The organism is Actinobacillus porcinus (assembly GCF_901764995.1).
GTDB lineage: Bacteria > Pseudomonadota > Gammaproteobacteria > Enterobacterales > Pasteurellaceae > Exercitatus > Exercitatus porcinus.
In genome coordinates this window covers 255,305-272,636 of the sequence record NZ_CABFKI010000002.1, presented here as the reverse complement: position 1 = coordinate 272,636, position 17,332 = coordinate 255,305, and the positions used below count along the sequence as shown (strand labels likewise).

The 17,332-nt window shown below is 42.2% G+C and carries 11 protein-coding genes; 4 read left to right on the top strand and 7 right to left on the bottom strand.

The genetic code is table 11. The features are described from left to right. The 7 genes from E7T07_RS02780 to galT form a co-directional block, all read right to left on the bottom strand. Positions 1-4,551: two-partner secretion domain-containing protein (locus E7T07_RS02780; RefSeq protein WP_135709391.1), on the bottom strand; the 4,551-nt coding region annotated here is incomplete at its 3' end. A 54-nt stretch (positions 4,552-4,605) separates the two neighbouring features. Continuing rightward, positions 4,606-6,378, bottom strand: coding sequence for a ShlB/FhaC/HecB family hemolysin secretion/activation protein (locus E7T07_RS02775; protein ID WP_246046099.1), 1,773 nt, complete (start codon positions 6,376-6,378; stop codon positions 4,606-4,608). Between the two features lie 179 nt (positions 6,379-6,557). Continuing rightward, complete coding sequence (gene lnt, locus E7T07_RS02770) at positions 6,558-8,090, bottom strand: apolipoprotein N-acyltransferase (protein ID WP_135709390.1); 1,533 nt, start codon at positions 8,088-8,090, stop codon at positions 6,558-6,560. Beyond that, entirely contained in the window at positions 8,083-8,997 is a 915-nt protein-coding gene (gene corC, locus E7T07_RS02765; RefSeq protein ID WP_180338708.1) for a CNNM family magnesium/cobalt transport protein CorC, read from the bottom strand. The genes lnt and corC overlap by 8 nt, the downstream gene beginning before the upstream one ends. 141 nt (positions 8,998-9,138) lie before the next feature. After that, positions 9,139-10,161: a galactose-1-epimerase gene (gene galM, locus E7T07_RS02760; protein ID WP_135709388.1), complete on the bottom strand. Its 1,023-nt coding sequence runs from the start codon at positions 10,159-10,161 to the stop codon at positions 9,139-9,141. After that, positions 10,155-11,312, bottom strand: a complete 1,158-nt coding sequence (gene galK / locus E7T07_RS02755; protein ID WP_135709387.1) for a galactokinase — start codon at positions 11,310-11,312, stop codon at positions 10,155-10,157. The genes galM and galK overlap by 7 nt, the downstream gene beginning before the upstream one ends. A gap of 44 nt (positions 11,313-11,356) precedes the next feature. Continuing rightward, positions 11,357-12,400, bottom strand: a complete 1,044-nt coding sequence (galT, locus tag E7T07_RS02750) for a galactose-1-phosphate uridylyltransferase (RefSeq protein ID WP_135709386.1) — start codon at positions 12,398-12,400, stop codon at positions 11,357-11,359. Positions 12,401-12,665: 265 nt separating this feature from the next. On the opposite strand from galT, the gene mglB reads away from it, so the two are divergent. The 4 genes from mglB to E7T07_RS02730 all read left to right on the top strand — a co-directional run bounded on the left by mglB (position 12,666) and on the right by E7T07_RS02730 (position 17,329). Beyond that, positions 12,666-13,658, top strand: a complete 993-nt coding sequence (gene mglB, locus E7T07_RS02745; RefSeq protein WP_135709385.1) for a galactose/glucose ABC transporter substrate-binding protein MglB — start codon at positions 12,666-12,668, stop codon at positions 13,656-13,658. A gap of 97 nt (positions 13,659-13,755) precedes the next feature. Then, positions 13,756-15,264 (top strand): galactose/methyl galactoside ABC transporter ATP-binding protein MglA, encoded by a 1,509-nt coding sequence (gene mglA, locus E7T07_RS02740; protein ID WP_135709384.1) that lies wholly within the window; start codon positions 13,756-13,758, stop codon positions 15,262-15,264. 12 nt (positions 15,265-15,276) lie between these two features. Then, entirely contained in the window at positions 15,277-16,284 is a 1,008-nt protein-coding gene (gene mglC / locus E7T07_RS02735; RefSeq protein WP_135709383.1) for a galactose/methyl galactoside ABC transporter permease MglC, read from the top strand. A gap of 565 nt (positions 16,285-16,849) precedes the next feature. Further along, on the top strand, positions 16,850-17,329 hold the full coding sequence (locus E7T07_RS02730) for a hypothetical protein (RefSeq protein WP_246046097.1): 480 nt from the start codon (positions 16,850-16,852) through the stop codon (positions 17,327-17,329). Positions 17,330-17,332 lie beyond the last annotated feature (3 nt).

Here is a 17,332-nt window from a genome sequence, read left to right as displayed (position 1 = left end):
AAATTTTTGTGCAAAGGTGATACCGGCATCCATCAGTCCACGATATTGGCTGTCAAAATCCGTGTAGTCACTCACAAAGTTTCTGCCTGTTAAGCGGTTGATTTGCTCTCGCACCAAACGCTGTTCATAATACCCATCACCTAAACGTTTATGCACGTTTTCGTGGTCATGGCGTAGGGCGTTGTACATGTAATCGGAGCTGAGCCAACGTTTTTGGTTGGTGAAAGCAGGGTCGGTTTCAATTAACACATGGCTGTCGGCTTGTGGATTAATACGATATAGGCTTTGGGTTGGCAGGCGAGTATCAGCCTTTATCGAACGCACTTCAAGTCCATCTTGGCGTGTAGAAACCTTAATGTCATTGTAAGCAGAAAGTGCGGTTAAATTGACGTTGTTTTGTGGTGTCGTCACATGGTTAACGGCTTTTGTGTTGACATAATTCGGCTGTGCCTGTGGATTTTTGTGGGTCTCTAACACAAAAATATTCATGTCTTTATGCTCGGTTTTGATGCGTTTTAATTCGCCATGACTATTATATTTGCGTTGAAAATAGCGTTTAACCCCACCGCGCCATTTGGTATAGGTAAAATCACGATTGCCTTGTTCAATGGTTTGGAAAATCGCATCCACATCATCGCGATTCGTTAGTTGGGTTAACTCACCCGTTAAATTTCCACCGGAAATCACCGCACTTTTATCGTTGAGAAAACGCTTGGTGCGATAAGTGATATCTCCACCCGCTAAGATTTGTGCCGGTAAGCTGGTTTGGGTGACATTTTCACGCGTAATTTCACGATTAACGTTTAATTCCCAGAAGTCACTGTATACTGTGCCAATAATTCTGTTATTTTGTGCTTCAATGGCTTCTGATAATGCTTTATAGGTATCCGCATATTTGTTTGTCCATGTGATATATGGCGCGAGCAAGGTATAATCTTGGCGTTCTTGTGGTGTCGGGTTAGTCGGTAAACCTGACTTGGCGATTTCTTGTTCACGAGCATCAAGCTCAGCGTCCGTTAAATACTCTTCTGTTTTCGCTATGCGAGCTAATGCCGCCGCCATCTCCGGGGTTAATGGCGGCATATCTTCTGCTGGTGGGGTGATATGGAAATAATTCCAAACCGCACTGTCTTTGGTATAAATGCCGGCTTTGCTTAAGTTGCAATGTCCTTGACTATCACAAGAAATATCATTTGGCATGGCCAGTGCTGTAGTACCGGTCAATTTCGTGTCTTTGCCAACAACCGGATAATCTTTATCTGCATAGGCATGAGCATATTTCCATGTACGACTAAAGCTAAATTTTTTGAGTTGTGAGGTTGGAATGGCGGTAACATTGCCGTCATTATAAACTGCCTCACCTGTTGGAATAATATACGATTTATTCACCGTTTTATTGCCGGTTTCTTGTATTTCTGAGCGATAGTGAATATTGTTGTTTTCAATGTCATCAACATTTAATGCTATATGCTTGTCGGCTTCCACAATACTACTGTTGTTGCGAAATACCGCAGCATTGCCGGTAGCTTGATGATTAGCATCCAACCAGCGACCAAATTGAATATCGCCACCGCTATAAATAAAAGCGCCGCCTTTTTTATTTGGATTGTAATCGTCCGTTTGGTTCAGGATTTCGCGTGCGCCCAAATCCAAGCGTTGGCGTGCTGCAATGGTCGCAGAAGAGACTTTGCCGGCAAGGGTTTCATCTTTATTTTGGATGCGGTCGGCTTGAAGGGCAATATGGTCACCATAAATACGCCCTGTGCCAATATTATTGAGTTGGCTTCCTGCCTTTATAATGGTTTGTGCATTATCTTGCGCATTGTAGCTATTAATTAAACCTCGGTTGGTCACATTATTTACGGCATTAATCAAGGTCGTTGATGCACTGATTGATGCGGTAACTTTATTATCAATATTTTGTGCCTGTAATTGAATTACGCCGTTGGCAGATAATTTATGATGATTAGTCATGTTCCCCAAGGTTGATAGCTGTAACGAACTGCCGGCATTAATGTCATTTTGAGTATTGAAGTCGTCTTTTTGTTGAATAGACAAGCGAGTGGCTTCTAAATGGCCATCTTCAGAAATCCCTTTGCTTTGAATGGTTAAATCCTGTTGTGCTTGAATGATCCCTTGGCTGTTTTGAATAGCTAAATCAGTGGCATAACCTAAAATGGCAAGATTACCCCAACTTAAAATCTCACCCTGATGGTTATTTAGGTTGTGCTTGACATTCAATGTCGCCTTATTTTCTGTATAAATCCCCCCTTGCTGATTATCAAGAGTTTCTGTATCGAGATTAAGCTGCCCCGCAATAATGCCTTGTGTTGGTTGTGTATCCACATTCTTAGTATTGCTGTTGAGTAAACTTTGGGCATTTAACGTGAGTATGTTGCGACTTTCTAATAATGAGCCTGTGCTGTTTATTTTCCGGTTATTCAGTAAGGCTGTAGAAATCGTCGTATCTCCTGCAGATTGGATAAAACCACCGCGGTTATCAATTTCATAGGTCGATAACTTCATGTTACCCAATGCTTGAATTTGACCGTTTTGTCGGTTGTTAAGCGATTGGTTGTGGGTATCTAATTGCAAGTGCTTTTCTGCTAAGATAGTGCCATTTTCATTATTAAGCCGACCTGTATTTAAGGTGATATTTTCTGTTGCAAACAAGACACCATTACCTGTATTAAGCTCACCTTGCTGTGTGGTAATATCCAGGTTTTTATTCGTTGCAAGTTTACCTTGTGTATTATCAAGGTAGTGGGTATTTATAGCAAAATCACCTTGCGTGACGATTGAGCCACCTTGGTTATCAATGCGTGCTGCTTCAAGCATAAAATGACTATCGCCTGTCTGCTCCCAAACCGCATTTTGCGTGTTAAGTGCGGTTTGTTTTGCGGTGATTTTCTCGGCTTTGACTGAGCTGTTTTGCGTTTGCAGTGTTTTCGGGGTGGTGAGGGTTAAATCACGGTTGGCAACAATCGTAGCGTTGTTTGCTTGAATGTCGCCTTGCGTGGCTTTGGCTTCAATGGTATGTGCAGATGTTTGGCTGTTATCTAAGTTAATCTCTTGCCCATTGACCTGAATTTTACCCGAAGCGAGGTTTTTGCCTTGTAACGTGGTTTTGCCTGTAGTGCTTACAGTGAGATTTTTACCTTGCGTTGAATGTTGTTCAAGGGTTCGCGTTTCGCCATTTGGTGTGTCTTTAATCTCTACGCCGGCTGCGATTAAGGATGATGTTGATGCGGTAACAGTCGGGGCTTGGTAGTGAATATTACCCTTGGCGACCGTTTCGCCTTGTTGGTGAATGCCTTGTTTTGCTGTTTGATGAATATTGCCTGAGCGTGCGACAACAGAGCCATTTTGCTGAATGTCAGCCGGTGTATTAAGTGTAATGTCGTTTTGACGGTTCTCGACTTTGCCTGTGTTTTCAATGCCTTGTTTACCGGTTAGTTGGATGTTTTGGTTGGCATTGACCGTGCCTTTATTGACGATACGACCTTGGCTGTCAATATACACTTCACCTGCACTCGCCCCAATATGCCCGGCATTACGCACGCCTAACCCTTGTTCGGTGCCGATAAGATAGATTTTTCCGGCGTACATACCGCCTAATTCGCTTACGTCAACGGCGTATTTTTCGCTTTGTTGGGTGGGAATAGCAGAGGGTTTGGTATGGGTGATGATGAGATGGTCATTATCATTTTTAGTCGCGGCAGTTTCAGTGCGTTGAACACGGTTTTCGCCTGTCACCACCGTTAATTTTTTGTTCGACCAAATGCCTGCGTTGATTTCCGTTTCGCGCGCGATGATTTCCGTGTAATCCACGCGGCTGTTGTCTAACCCTTTGCCCGATACCTTAACTTGGCCTTTTTCTACGTCAAAACCGGTGACTTGTCCGTCTTTGATTTTTGGGTTACCTGTGGTCAACGTGGTGCGCCCTGAATTAATCACACCACAGCCGTCGCAATGAATACCACTAGGGTTGGCAATAATCACATCGGCTTTTTTGCCCGCCACTTCCACATAACCACGTAATTGGCTTGGGTTGGCAGAATTCACTTCATTTAAAATCACACGCGCTTCACCGCGCGCCAAATAAGGGTTACCGGTGACCAAACCGCCTTGCTGAGTTTGCACGGTGGTGCGGCTGTTGTTTAAAATCGCGCCTTTTTCCGCCACATCAAATTGCGCATATTTATTGTGAGAAAGCCCCTTACTGTTCGGGGTTTGGATATTGACTTGCGGAATGCCGTTGGCGGTGGAGAGAATAATCGGTTGCTGATTGACCGGCGCAGTTTTATCGGCACGAATTTCAAGGTTTGCCAACGCGACTTGAGGCACCACCAACGACACAAAACCCCACGCACAAAATAAGCTAAAACTTACAGACTTTAAGGATAAAACTGAACAAAAACGCACCGCACTTTTTACCGCATCCCCATCCCCAACTGGTGATGATTTATCTGCAGTTTTGGCTAATTCCGATGTCACCACCCAACGCAACAAAGTGCGGTTGAAAATCACGCGGAATTTATTTTTGTTCATAGGGGGCTCCTTATTTTATTGATTTTAAGTTGAAAATTATGTGCCTATAAATAGTTAAAACGAATACCCAACATTAAATGCCGTATAAAGGTTAGACGTTCTAAATCCATCGGGTTTGCTGATTGGTTTGGATAATGAAACATCATAGTACAAACCTTTTAATCCACCACGTACACCTAATACACTACCCACAAGAGTATTGCCTAATTGTTCGTGGATAGTGCGACCTGAGACACGACCGGCGTCAATGCCTACATAAATCCATTGATTTGAGCCAAGAATATTCCAGCTTAACTCATTACGTGTTAACCAACCTCGTTCGCCTGTTAAAGTTAACTCACCGTCAAAACCACGTACTGTATAACGTCCGCCAAGGCTAAAACGGTCTTGCATAATCAATGGCGTTTTGTTCCATTGCGCCGACCATTCGCTAGAAAAACGAAATTCCTGTTCGCCAACGGTAAAAGGCTGTAGATAACTTAATGTTGCGGTCATAATCACAGGGCGCGATGTCCCCTCGTGCCAGAGTTCTTCTGGTGCAGGTATTGCTCCACGTGCGCCTGTGCCGTGTTTATAATTAAACCCTAAGTTTATAATCGCTCGATTGATATATTCTCTGTGATTGATACCCGCTTCCCAGCCTGCCATTCGGCGGCGTTGTACTTCAATTTCTGCTTCATCAATATAGTTTTCCGATTGGCGTGACCACAGCGAGCCATAAATTGAGGTTTTGCGCGAACTATCACGATAGAGCATGTAAGATAAGGTGAATTTATCTGTGGTACTTTCACCTGAGTAAATATAATTGGTGAACGCACCTGCCAACTCTTGGTGATAATGATTTTGGCTGTGGCTAAAACGTAAATCCCAATAGCCAAAAGGAATGCTGTAATAAAGATTCCAGTTTTTACTAGCACGTTGCCCTTTGTCATCAGTGTGGCGTTTAATGCTATGCGTAAAGCTGGCGTAAAATAAATCGTTTGCAGAAAAAAGGTTATCCCAAGAAAGGGTTGCAGAGCCTTGTAATTTCCCTGTAGATTTGGAGCCACTGTTATCTAAACCAAGCGTTAAACGAAAAGGAAAATTCTGCGCATAAGTGACCAATAAATCACTATCACCTAGCTCTGCATCTTTGGCTTGGCTCGGTTGGATTTCAATATTAGCGTCTGCAGTGGGAGAGCGTTTAAGATTTTCTAAGCTTTGTTCAATATCACGCAAATTTAATAATTCGCCAGAATCAAAAGTCAATCCTGTCCAACTGTGTAAACGTGTGAAACGTGGCGTATTGCCCACGTCAGAGACAATAATATTTTTAATTTTACCTGGGATCACCATTAAGACCAGTTCGCCTTGGTTAAGATTTTGTTCAGGTACGATCACACGCGTTGTGACATAGCCTTTTTCTACAATTCGATTTTGTACTTGCGAAACAAGCGCATTAATGCCTTTTGCCCCGATACAACGAGGGAGTCGTAGATCTAACGATCGTGCAGTTTTAGTCAGTTCAAGTTGAAATTGAGAGGGGTGATATTGGTTGTCTGCAGAATAATCGAGAAGAGAAATTTTATAAATATCAAAGCAAGGTTTTTCATCGCTAGGTAACTTTTCTTTGCTGTCTTGTGCAACCTCTAAACGTACATCAGGCTTAGATTGTAATTGAGCCGCACGTTGTGCATTTTGCTGTTGTTGGCGTTGTTGTTGCTGAGCGTCAATTTGGTTTAGGTTGGGGTCATTCGGTGCAGATAATGCAGACAGAGAGAAAAGCAATCCTAAAATAGGCATAATTTTTAATGATAACTTTCTCTTTTTTCCTAAATTTTTATTCATATAACCTATTTCAACCTGTTAAACCTTTAACTTATTGTATCTTAATGAAAATCCATATGTATCGCAAGCTCTTAAGGGTAAATGCCAGAACTTGAAACATGCCAATTAAGGATTTGGTGGTTAATATCTATATCGTTATTAGGGCGGAGATTAAATCCGCCCTAATGACCTTTAACCCTTTAAAGCGCGGTATTTTTCGTCAATTTCCGTTTTAACAACGCACCTAAACCGCGTACTGCGATGAACAGGAAAGAGAGGATATACAAGGGGAGATTGCCTAATTTGGCGTAGGGGGTCCAACCTTGGGTGGGTTCAATACGCTGGGTTAGGGTGGTTTCGGTAAATTGTGGGGCTTGGGCGATAATTTTCCCCTGTTCATCAACAAAAACACTAATGCCTGTATTGGTGGCACGAACTAATGGACGACCTAGCTCCAAGGCGCGCATTCTTGCCATTTGCAAATGTTGCCAAGGACCGTGGCTGTCACCAAACCAAGCATCATTGGATATGGTTAAGATAAATCCTGCTTTTCCGGCTAAGTTACGGCGAAGTTGCTCACCTAAAATAATTTCATAACAAATCGCTGGCGTAAAAAGTCGATTTTTTATATTCAGTGCAGGCTGAATTTCTTTTCCTTGTTGGAAGGCGGACATCGGTAAATTAAACACTGAACCTAATGGACGTAACAGGCTTTCTAATGGAACATATTCACCAAAAGGAACGAGATGGTGCTTGTTATAGCGTTGAGCCGTTTCTGCCTGATACGTTGGATCCACAACCGTAATGGAATTGAGTAATTTGCCCACATTATCATCTCGATAAACCGTCCCGATAATCACATCGGTATTGGCTTTTTGCCCTGCTTGTTTTAAGGCGTTAAAGAAAGGTTGAATATGATTCTCGAGGGTAGGCAAAGCACTTTCGGGCAGAATAATCAAATCCGTTTTTCCTAAATTTTCGGTAATTTGGCGGCTATAAATTTCAAGGGTGCTATTGAGATAGTCAGGATCCCATTTGAGATTTTGTTCAATGTTGCCTTGTGCCAACGTGATGGTTAAAGCTTGATCTGTTTGTTTTTGCACATAATTTTGTTGAGATGCGTAAGCACTTAAAACACCAATCACCGCTAACATCGCCATATTGGCAAGCAAGACATGCCATTTTTTTTGCGCTTGAAAAAGTGCTGAAATGCCGTTAAAAATCACCGCACTTGCCCATAGGGTAAAGAAAGTTAAGCCGGTGACACCAAAAATCGGGGCTAAACCATAAAAGGGACTGTCGATTTGGCTGTAACCAAATTGTAACCAAGGAAAACCTGTCAATACCCAACCACGCAGAAATTCGGTGAATGTCCAAATTACGGCAAAAATGACCGCACTTTGTACCTTAAAGCGTTGAATGAGATAGGTAAAAAGCATGGGGTAAAGTGAAAGATAAGCGGCGAGTAAAACCACTAAGCCGTAGCTTAACCATAAAGGTGATCCACCGAATTGATGGATGCTGACATGTAACCAGCTGGTACCAATACTAAAAAAGCTGAGTCCCCACAAGAATGTTGCCCAAAGTGCGGTGCGTTTTTGGGGATGTTTGGCAATATAAATCAAGCCTAATAATGAAAGATAGGTAACGCCCCAATAATCATAGGGGGAAAAGGCAAAAACGCCGATTCCTCCCGAAATCAGCGCAATCATAGAGACGAGTAAGTTACTCATTATTTTTATCTTCTTCCTCTTGTGATGTCATTTCAGCCAATAATTCATCGGTCACTGTCGCGCGTAATTGAATGATGCGGCGGCTGTCTGCAGACGTGACTTTAAAATGTACGTTTTCAAGGGTAATTTCTTCGCCGCGTTTGGGTAAATAACCAAAGGCTTGCATAATGACACCACCAATGGTATCCACTTCTTCATCGGCAAAGTGGGTATTAAATTGGAGGTTAAAATCATCAATATCAGTGAGTGCGCGAACGGCGTAAGTATGGCGCGATAATTGGCGGATATTGGCAATGAGTTCTTCTTCGTCAAATTCATCTTCAATGTCGCCTACAATTTGTTCCAAAATATCTTCAATGGTGACCAAGCCCGAAACCGCACCAAATTCATCTACCACAATTGCCATATGGAAACGTTCTGAACGGAATTCTTTCAGCAAACGATCCACGCGTTTACTTTCCGGCACAATTTCCACCGGGCGCAATAAACGCGGTAAATCAAATTCTTCCGCATCGGAACGTAAGAATTTTAATAAGTCTTTGGCGTGCAAAATGCCCAATACATTATCGCGTTCATCGCTAATCACGGGAAAACGCGAGTGTGCTGTAGTAATAATGGTATCAAGGCAACTTTCAAGATCTTGTTCTTTTTCAATAAAAACAATTTGGGCGCGTGGGATCATAATATCGCGTACGCGAAGTTCGGCAATTTCCATCACCCCTTCGATCATTTCACGTGTATCCTGATCAATCAATTCGTTTTGTTCGGAATCCCGAATAACCTCCACTAATTCTTCGCGATTTTTCAGTTCACCTTGGAAAAAACGCCCAAATAAGGATTGGAAAAAGGATTTTTTTTGATGTGTTTCTGTTTGAGTTGGATTTATCGAATGCTCTTCGTTCATAATATTTTAGTATGTTATTGTCGGATTGACGGATAAAAAAGTAGCATATTTTTCAAATGGTTGCTAGAAGAAATTTGAATATCATGTCATACAGTGGCAAAGTGCGGTGAAAAACCGGGTTGATTTTCACCGCACTTTTGGCGATTACAGGACAAATTTAAATCTTGTCCAGTGATGATAATGACTACCTGCTTTTGCCATACCGCCATATTGCCACCATTCTGGATGGTTTGGGGTATCAGGCAGGGCTTGGGTTTCTAAGGCGATTCCGCTGTAATCTGCATATTGTCCGCCATTTCTTGTGGGGGTTCCGGCGAGATAGTTACCCGTGTAAACTTGCAATGCCGGTTGGCTAGTGCTCACTTCTAGGCGTAAAGCTCGATCAGGTGAAGTTAAAATAGCGCAAGGTTTGTTGTGCTCTTGATTCAGTAAGAATGCGTGATCATAGCCTTTAGTGAGCAATTGTTCCTCTTTAAGAAAATCCTGCTGAATAGGTTTTTCCGTTCGAAAATCAAAGCTGGTTCTTTGCACGGATTTTAAGGGGGCATTTGGAATACCTTGCCCATCCACAGGCAAAAATTGATCTGCGTTGAGTTGGAGAAAATGTTGACGAACGTCACAGCCATTTTTACTGTCTTGCAAGTTGAAATAGGCGTGGTTGGTCAGATTTAACGGCGTATCTTGTTGATTGTGCGCGCTGTAGGTGACTACTAAGCTGTTGTCTTGCTCTAGGGTGTAAGTCACGGTGACGTTCACTTCGCCCGCAAAGCCCTGATCACCATGGGGTGAAAAATGGCAGAAACACAGGCTATGTTCAGAAAAGTCTTTCAATTTCCACCGCACTTTATCCCAACCTAGCGCGCCGCCGTGTAATTGGTGCTCGCCTTGATTTGGGCTAAGCCCTAATTTTGCCGCGTGAGCAATGCGATTGGCATAACGCCCAATGCTTGCGCCCAAATAAGCGGTTTGTTTTGGGTAGTCGTCAGGTTGGCAACCTAACAATACTTCGCGCAGATTGCCGTTAACAGGGACTTGGCAAGAAAGCCAAGTGGCACCCCAGTCCATCATTTGAACGCGCATACCGTTTTCATTTTCCAAGGTGTAGATATGAAAGGGCAAGCCATCAGGCGCACAGCCGATGGCTAATGGTGCCTGTTTGTCTAACATAGATGTACCCCTTGAGACGCGGTACAGACGTAGAAACTTTCTTTTAAGCCTGTCCGTTTTTCATAATTGGCTTCAATAATTTGACGAACTTCGTCCACTTTTTCCGTTGGTGCCAGTGCCACAATACAGCCACCGAAACCACCGCCGGTCATTCGCGCGCCGCCTGATGAACCAATCACCGATTGGGCTAACTCAACTAAATAATCAATTTCAGGTGTGGTAATTTCAAAGTCATCGCGCATAGAAACATGGGACGCGTTCATCAATTGCCCTAAACGCGAAATATCCCCGGCATTTAACGCTTGCACCGCATCCAATACACGTTGATTTTCGGTCACTACGTGACGAGCACGTTTTGCCATTTCAGGATCAAGTGCGGTTAATTCTGCTTCTTTTTCGTGGAATTGTGTCACCGAGACATCGCGCAATGCTTTAACGCCAAAGAATTTTGCGGCGGCTTCGCATTGTTGACGGCGCGTATTGTATTCGCCTGTCACCAAATCGTGTTTTACGTGGGAATTCACAATAATCACTGCGATATTGTCCGGCACAGGTGTAGCTTGAGTTTCAAGGCTGCGGCAATCAATCATGAGCAAGTGATCCGCTTGTCCAAGGGCTGAGATCAATTGATCCATATTGCCGCAATTCGCGCCGACAAATTTATTTTCAGCTTTTTGCCCAATGAGCGCGATGTCGGTATGGCTTAAAGGCAAGTTGCCCAGCTGTTGGCAAAATTTACCCACGGCAACTTCAAGAGAAGCGGATGAGCTTAAACCTGAAGAAAGTGGGACATTGCCATTAATAACTAAATCGGCGCCTTGGGTAAATTCAGGGCAACGTTCCTGAATAAATTTCACCACACCGCGCACATAGCCCGTCCATTTCGCATTGGCTTTGGGCTCAATGGGTTGGTCAAGGCGAAATTCATCGCTTTCTTGCAAGTCTGCGGCAAAAACCTTGAAAAGGTGATCTTGACGCGGTGCGCCACTAATGGATGTACCGTAATTAATGGCACAGGGCATGACAAAGCCATCGTTATAGTCGGTATGTTCGCCAATGATATTGACTCGCCCGGGCGCGTAAACATTGAGTGTTGGGGCTTTTTGATATTTTTCGTTGAATAATTTTTTTGATAATTCTTGTGGAAGCATAATGAATTCCTATTTTTACCAGATTATTTAAAGTGCGGTGAAAATTAACGATATTTATAATGAACGTCAGATAATTCCCGTAATCTGGCAGCGGCTTGTTCCGCCGTCAAATCTCGTTGGCTTTCGCCGAGCATTTCATAACCCACCATAAATTTACGCACCGTAGCCGAGCGCAATAGCGGCGGATAGAAATGGGCATGCAGTTGCCAATGTTCATTGTTTTCATCATTAAATGGCGCAGCGTGGAAGCCCATAGAATAAGGGAAACTGGTCTCAAATAAGTTGTCGTATTTGGTGGTGAGTTTTTTCAATATCACCGCTAAATCTTGGCGTTGTTCGGCGCTGAGTTCCGTTAAACGTTTTACGTGGGCTTTCGGTAATAACAAGGTTTCAAAAGGCCATACCGCCCAATAAGGCACAACCGCCACCCAGTGCGCCGTTTCCACCACAACGCGTTCTTTTTGTTCCAGTTCGCGTTTGGCATAATCCACTAACAATACCGAGCCGTGTTTTTCATAGTATTTACGTTGATTTTCATCTTCGCGGGCGACTTCATTGGGTAAAAAGCTGTTTGCCCAAATTTGACCGTGGGGATGCGGATTGGAGCAACCCATTGCCGCCCCTTTGTTTTCAAAGATTTGAACCCATTGATATTGTTGCCCTAATTCATTTAATTGGGCTTGCCACACATCAATCACATCTTCAATTTCGCTTTCTGTCAGTAACGGCAAGGTTTTACTATGGTCAGGGGAGAAGCAAATAACACGACTTTCTCCGCGCGCGACACTGCTTTGAAATAAGGGATCTTGTGATGCTTCAGGCGCAGGCGAATCGACCAACAATGCAGAAAAATCATTTTTAAAAACATAAGGTTTGCGGTAATCAGGGTTTGGCTCGCCTGTAATTCGCTTGTTTCTCGGGCAAAGATAACAGTTGGGATCGTGGCTTGGTTTTTGTTCTTCTTGTACTTTTTCTTGCTGTCCTTGCCAAGGGCGTTTTGCGCGATGGGGGGAAACGAGAACCCATTGATCGGTGAGTGGATTATAGCGGCGATGTGGATGTTCTGTTGGGTCGAATAACGCAGTCATATAGTTTCCTTCCTTATTTTTTTCTTTATGGTGACGTTAACATAGCATAAAAAATGGAGTGGAAATATAAGGAAAAATGATTTTTGTGATATGGATCACAGATTTCAATATTTGCTGAATGGGTTAATGCTATTTTGTGATGAAGATCACAGATATTTATCATTTGAACCATTATATTTAACCCTAATTACGTTAGTGCGTTGTCGCGATGATTGGGGAACGGCTAAGGTAAGATTGTACTTATTTCATTTCAAGGAGAAAGCTTATGAAAAAATTAGGTTTAAGTGCATTAACTTTAGCATTAGGTTTAGCGGCTGGCGTAAGTGTTGCGCAAGCGGAAACAAAAATCGGGGTTACGATTTATAAATACGATGATAACTTTATGTCATTGATGCGCAAGGAAATTAGCAAGGAAGCAGAAACATTAAAAGATGTTAAGTTATTGATGAATGACTCTCAAAATGCGCAATCGATTCAAAATGACCAAGTGGATGTGTTGATTTCAAAAGGCGTGAAAGCCCTAGCGATTAACCTAGTTGACCCTGCTGCAGCGTCAACCATTATTGGCAAAGCGAAACCGGATAATATTCCTGTGGTGTTCTTCAATAAAGACCCGGGCGAAAAAGCCTTATCAACATATGATAACGCCTATTATGTGGGAACCGATCCAAAAGAATCCGGCTTAATCCAAGGGGAATTAATTGCGAAACAATGGAAAGCCAATCCTGCCTTTGACTTAAACAAAGACGGTAAAATTCAGTATGTCTTATTGAAAGGCGAACCGGGTCACCCGGATGCGGAAGCGCGTACTAAATATGTGATTGAAAAATTAGCTGATGCAGGCATTCAAACCGAGCAACTCTTTATGGATACAGGGATGTGGGATGCCGCAATGGCGAAAGATAAAACCGATGCGTGGTTATCTAGCGCGAAAGCGAACGACATTGAGATGATCATTTCTAACAATGACGGTATGGCAATGGGCGCATTGGAAGCGGTAAAAGCACATGGTAAAAAACTGCCGATTTTCGGTGTGGATGCCTTACCAGAAGTGTTGCAATTGATCAAAAAAGGTGAAATTGCGGGAACGGTGTTGAATGATGGTGTCAACCAAGGTAAAGCGGTTGTGCAATTATCTAATAACCTTGCGCACGGAAAACCTGCAGGGGAAGGCACGGCTTATAAAGTCGAAAATAAAGTCGTTCGTGTGCCTTATGTCGGCATTGATAAAGACAATTTATCTGAATTTATGAAATAAGATCCTTAGGTGGGAAACTCGATGAATTTTGTCCGCACTTTTGGCGCGGTGGCGAGTTACCCACTTTAATTTTAACAAGAAATAGATGGGGTGATGTATGACGGCACAAAATCAAGAAGTGCTACTCACCATGACAAATGTGAGCAAGTCGTTCCCTGGTGTTAAAGCCTTGGATAAGGCAAATTTAACCGTGAAATCCCATAGTGTTCACGCATTAATGGGGGAGAATGGGGCAGGTAAATCTACTTTACTAAAATGCTTATTTGGCATTTACGCCAAGGATGAAGGCGATATTATGTTCCTTGGTAAGCCTGTCAATTTTAAAACATCGAAAGAAGCCTTAGAACACGGCATTTCTATGGTGCATCAAGAGTTAAACCTTGTGCGCCAGCGTAATGTGATGGATAACCTTTGGCTAGGGCGTTATCCGCTGAAAGGGATTTTTGTGGATCACACCAAAATGTATAACGACACCAAAGCCATTTTTGATGAACTGGGGATTGATGTGGATCCGCGAGATAAAGTAGCGGATTTGTCTGTGTCACAAATGCAGATGATCGAAATTGCGAAGGCCTTTTCCTATAACGCCAAAATTGTGATTATGGATGAGCCTACGTCATCGCTTTCAGAAAAAGAAGTGGAACATCTTTTCACCATTATCGCCAAATTAAAAGCACGCGGTTGCGGCATTATTTACATTTCTCACAAAATGGATGAGATTTTCCGCATTTGTGATGAAATCACCATTTTACGCGATGGGCAATGGGTGAATACCGTAGCGGTTCAAGATGTCACCATGGATCAAGTGGTGTCTATGATGGTGGGACGAGAGCTAACGCAACGCTTCCCTGAAAAAATTAATACGCCGAAAGAAGTGATCCTAACGGTGGAAAATTTAACCGCACTTAATCAGCCGTCTATCCAAGACGTTAGCTTTGAATTACGCAAAGGCGAGATTTTAGGTATTGCAGGTTTAGTTGGTGCAAAACGCACGGATATTGTGGAAACTATTTTCGGCGTACGTGCGCGTGCCGGTGGTACGGTGAAATTGCACGATAAAACGGTGGTCAATCACAGTGCGCTTGAAGCCATTAACAATGGTTTTGCCTTGGTGACGGAAGAACGCCGTTCTACGGGGATCTATGCTAATCTCAGTATTGAGTTTAATTCGTTGATTTCTAATATGAAATCTTATATGACCCAATGGGGTTTGCTCAGTAGCAAAAAAATGAAAAGCGATACCCAATGGGTGATTGATGCGATGAATGTGAAAACACCATCCCATAAAACTACCATTGGTTCGCTTTCAGGCGGTAATCAACAAAAGGTGATTATTGGGCGCTGGTTGCTGACTCAACCTGAAGTCTTAATGCTTGATGAGCCGACCCGTGGTATTGACGTTGGGGCAAAATATGAAATTTATCAATTGATTATGCAACTTGCCCAAAAAGATAAAGGCATCATTATGATTTCATCAGAAATGCCTGAATTACTAGGGATTACGGATCGCATTTTAGTGATGAGCAATGGTCGAGTGGCTGGCATTGTTGAAACAGCAAAAACTTCACAAGAAGAAATTTTGCAATTGGCAGCTAAGTATTTATAGAAGGAATGTGGTATGGCTGGTCAAAAAACAAAAACATGGGATTTTTTCAAACAAAATGCGATTTATTTCGTGTTGTTGATTTTGCTTGGTGTCATTATTGCTCAAGACCCAAGTTTCTTAACGCTGATGAACTTCAGTAATATTTTAACCCAATCTTCTGTTCGCTTAATTATCGCGTTGGGGATTGCCGGCTTGTTGGTGGTTCAAGGTACGGACTTATCCGCCGGTCGTCAAGTGGGCTTAGCAGCGGTGGTTGCAGCAACCATGTTGCAAGCTATGGATAACTTTAACCGTGTATTTCCTAATTTACCCGAAATGCCGATTTTTGTGGTGATTTTGATTGTGTGTGCCATTGGCGCGGTCATTGGCTTAGTGAACGGCTTTGTGGTGGCAGTGTTAAATGTAACGCCATTTATTGCAACCATGGGGACGATGATTATCGTTTATGGCTTTAACTCTTTGTACTATGACGCCGTAGGCGGGTCTCCAATTGCAGGCTTCAGCGAAAACTTCTCGTCATTTGCACAAGGGTTCTTCCGCTTCGGTAGTTTCAAACTTTCTTACATTACGATTTACGCCATTGTAGCAACCATCTTAATGTGGATTTTATGGAACAAAACCCGCTTCGGTAAAAACATTTTCGCCATCGGTGGCAACCCGGAAGCAGCACGAGTATCCGGTGTAAACGTCACACGTAACTTATTGGTGATTTATACCCTTGCAGGTGTATTCTATGCCTTTGGTGGGATGCTCGAAGCAGGACGTATCGGTTCTGCAACGAACAACCTTGGTTTTATGTATGAATTAGACGCCATTGCCGCTTGCGTGGTGGGCGGTGTGTCATTTGCCGGCGGTGTGGGCACCATTATCGGTGTCGTCACGGGGGTGTTAATTTTCACCGTTATCAACTATGGTTTAACCTATATCGGTGTTAACCCTTACTGGCAATACATTATCAAAGGTTCCATTATCATTCTTGCGGTTGCTATTGATAGTTTGAAATACGCGAAGAAAAAATAGGTGGTAAAATATTAAAAAGAATGACCGCACTTGCTACCAAGCGCGGTCATTTTTTTAGGATATGCGGATTTAATTATAGGAATTAATACATCTACTGAAGATGAGCCTTTATCTAGTCTACCACTATATTTTGGAAATTTATATCTCTAATGGCTCAAAGAGTTGGTTTTAATTATTTTTCTAATTATTACCAACTCTTTGTATTAAAAAATCCTTTATAAACATAATGTTATGTCTTTCCATTAATCTATTATGAACCAATAATTTCTGTCTCAATTCTTTTAATATTCTCTTCTCTGAAATTTCTATTCATAAAAATATGAAGTAGATCACAAATTCAACATTTGATTATTTATTAAACGTGGTTGGTATGTTATAAACGCGATAATGACGCTTTCTATTACCCTATGTTTAGGGGTTAGAATAAAAACAATGGTGAGATTTTGCGATGAGTCATAGCATTTGTAATAAGTTAAAACAGCATTTTAGCAAGCATCCTTGTTGTTGCATTGCTCTACTTATCCCTTTTATACCCTATATTTTATGGGTATCTTTTTTCTATGACATGATTTTAGCAGAAATCATTACTCCTTACCGTTGTGATATGTGGAAAGGCAAAGAAGTAGAAGTTTTTTTAACACCCGAAGAATGGAGAAAGTTATCAGGCGTTAATGAGTCACTCAAAGGTACTGAATGGGTATATTATCCTACGATTGAAGGTGAGCCAGAAACAGATCCTTTTTTTATAAAAAATCAAGGGCTATATCAACAAGTAATGTATTTTGATGGAAATAAACATTTTTTAGGGGAGGTAAATAGAAAATATCCTTACTTAAATATATATGTATATATAAACCCTAACAAGATATTTGGTCATAATACTTTCGTACTATACGATCATAACCTTAAACAGGTTATAGTACAGTATCATTTAATTGCGGGGTATTTCAGAAACCCTCTTTCAGGGCTAGCTGAAAGTTTTAAGTGTAATGAAAATGATATTTCGGAAGGTTCAGATTTTATGAATGATTATTTAAATAACTAGTGA

What these genes read in the sequence shown, in the direction of transcription:
- E7T07_RS02775 (WP_246046099.1), bottom strand. Translation starts at nt 6,378, where the DNA reads ATGAATAAAAATTTAGGAAAAAAGAGAAAGTTATCATTAAAAATTATG.
- lnt (WP_135709390.1), bottom strand. Translation starts at nt 8,090, where the DNA reads ATGAGTAACTTACTCGTCTCTATGATTGCGCTGATTTCGGGAGGAATC.
- galM (WP_135709388.1), bottom strand. Translation starts at nt 10,161, where the DNA reads ATGTTAGACAAACAGGCACCATTAGCCATCGGCTGTGCGCCTGATGGC.
- galK (WP_135709387.1), bottom strand. Translation starts at nt 11,312, where the DNA reads ATGCTTCCACAAGAATTATCAAAAAAATTATTCAACGAAAAATATCAA.
- galT (WP_135709386.1), bottom strand. Translation starts at nt 12,400, where the DNA reads ATGACTGCGTTATTCGACCCAACAGAACATCCACATCGCCGCTATAAT.
- mglB (WP_135709385.1), top strand. Translation starts at nt 12,666, where the DNA reads ATGAAAAAATTAGGTTTAAGTGCATTAACTTTAGCATTAGGTTTAGCG.
- mglA (WP_135709384.1), top strand. Translation starts at nt 13,756, where the DNA reads ATGACGGCACAAAATCAAGAAGTGCTACTCACCATGACAAATGTGAGC.
- mglC (WP_135709383.1), top strand. Translation starts at nt 15,277, where the DNA reads ATGGCTGGTCAAAAAACAAAAACATGGGATTTTTTCAAACAAAATGCG.
- E7T07_RS02730 (WP_246046097.1), top strand. Translation starts at nt 16,850, where the DNA reads ATGATTTTAGCAGAAATCATTACTCCTTACCGTTGTGATATGTGGAAA.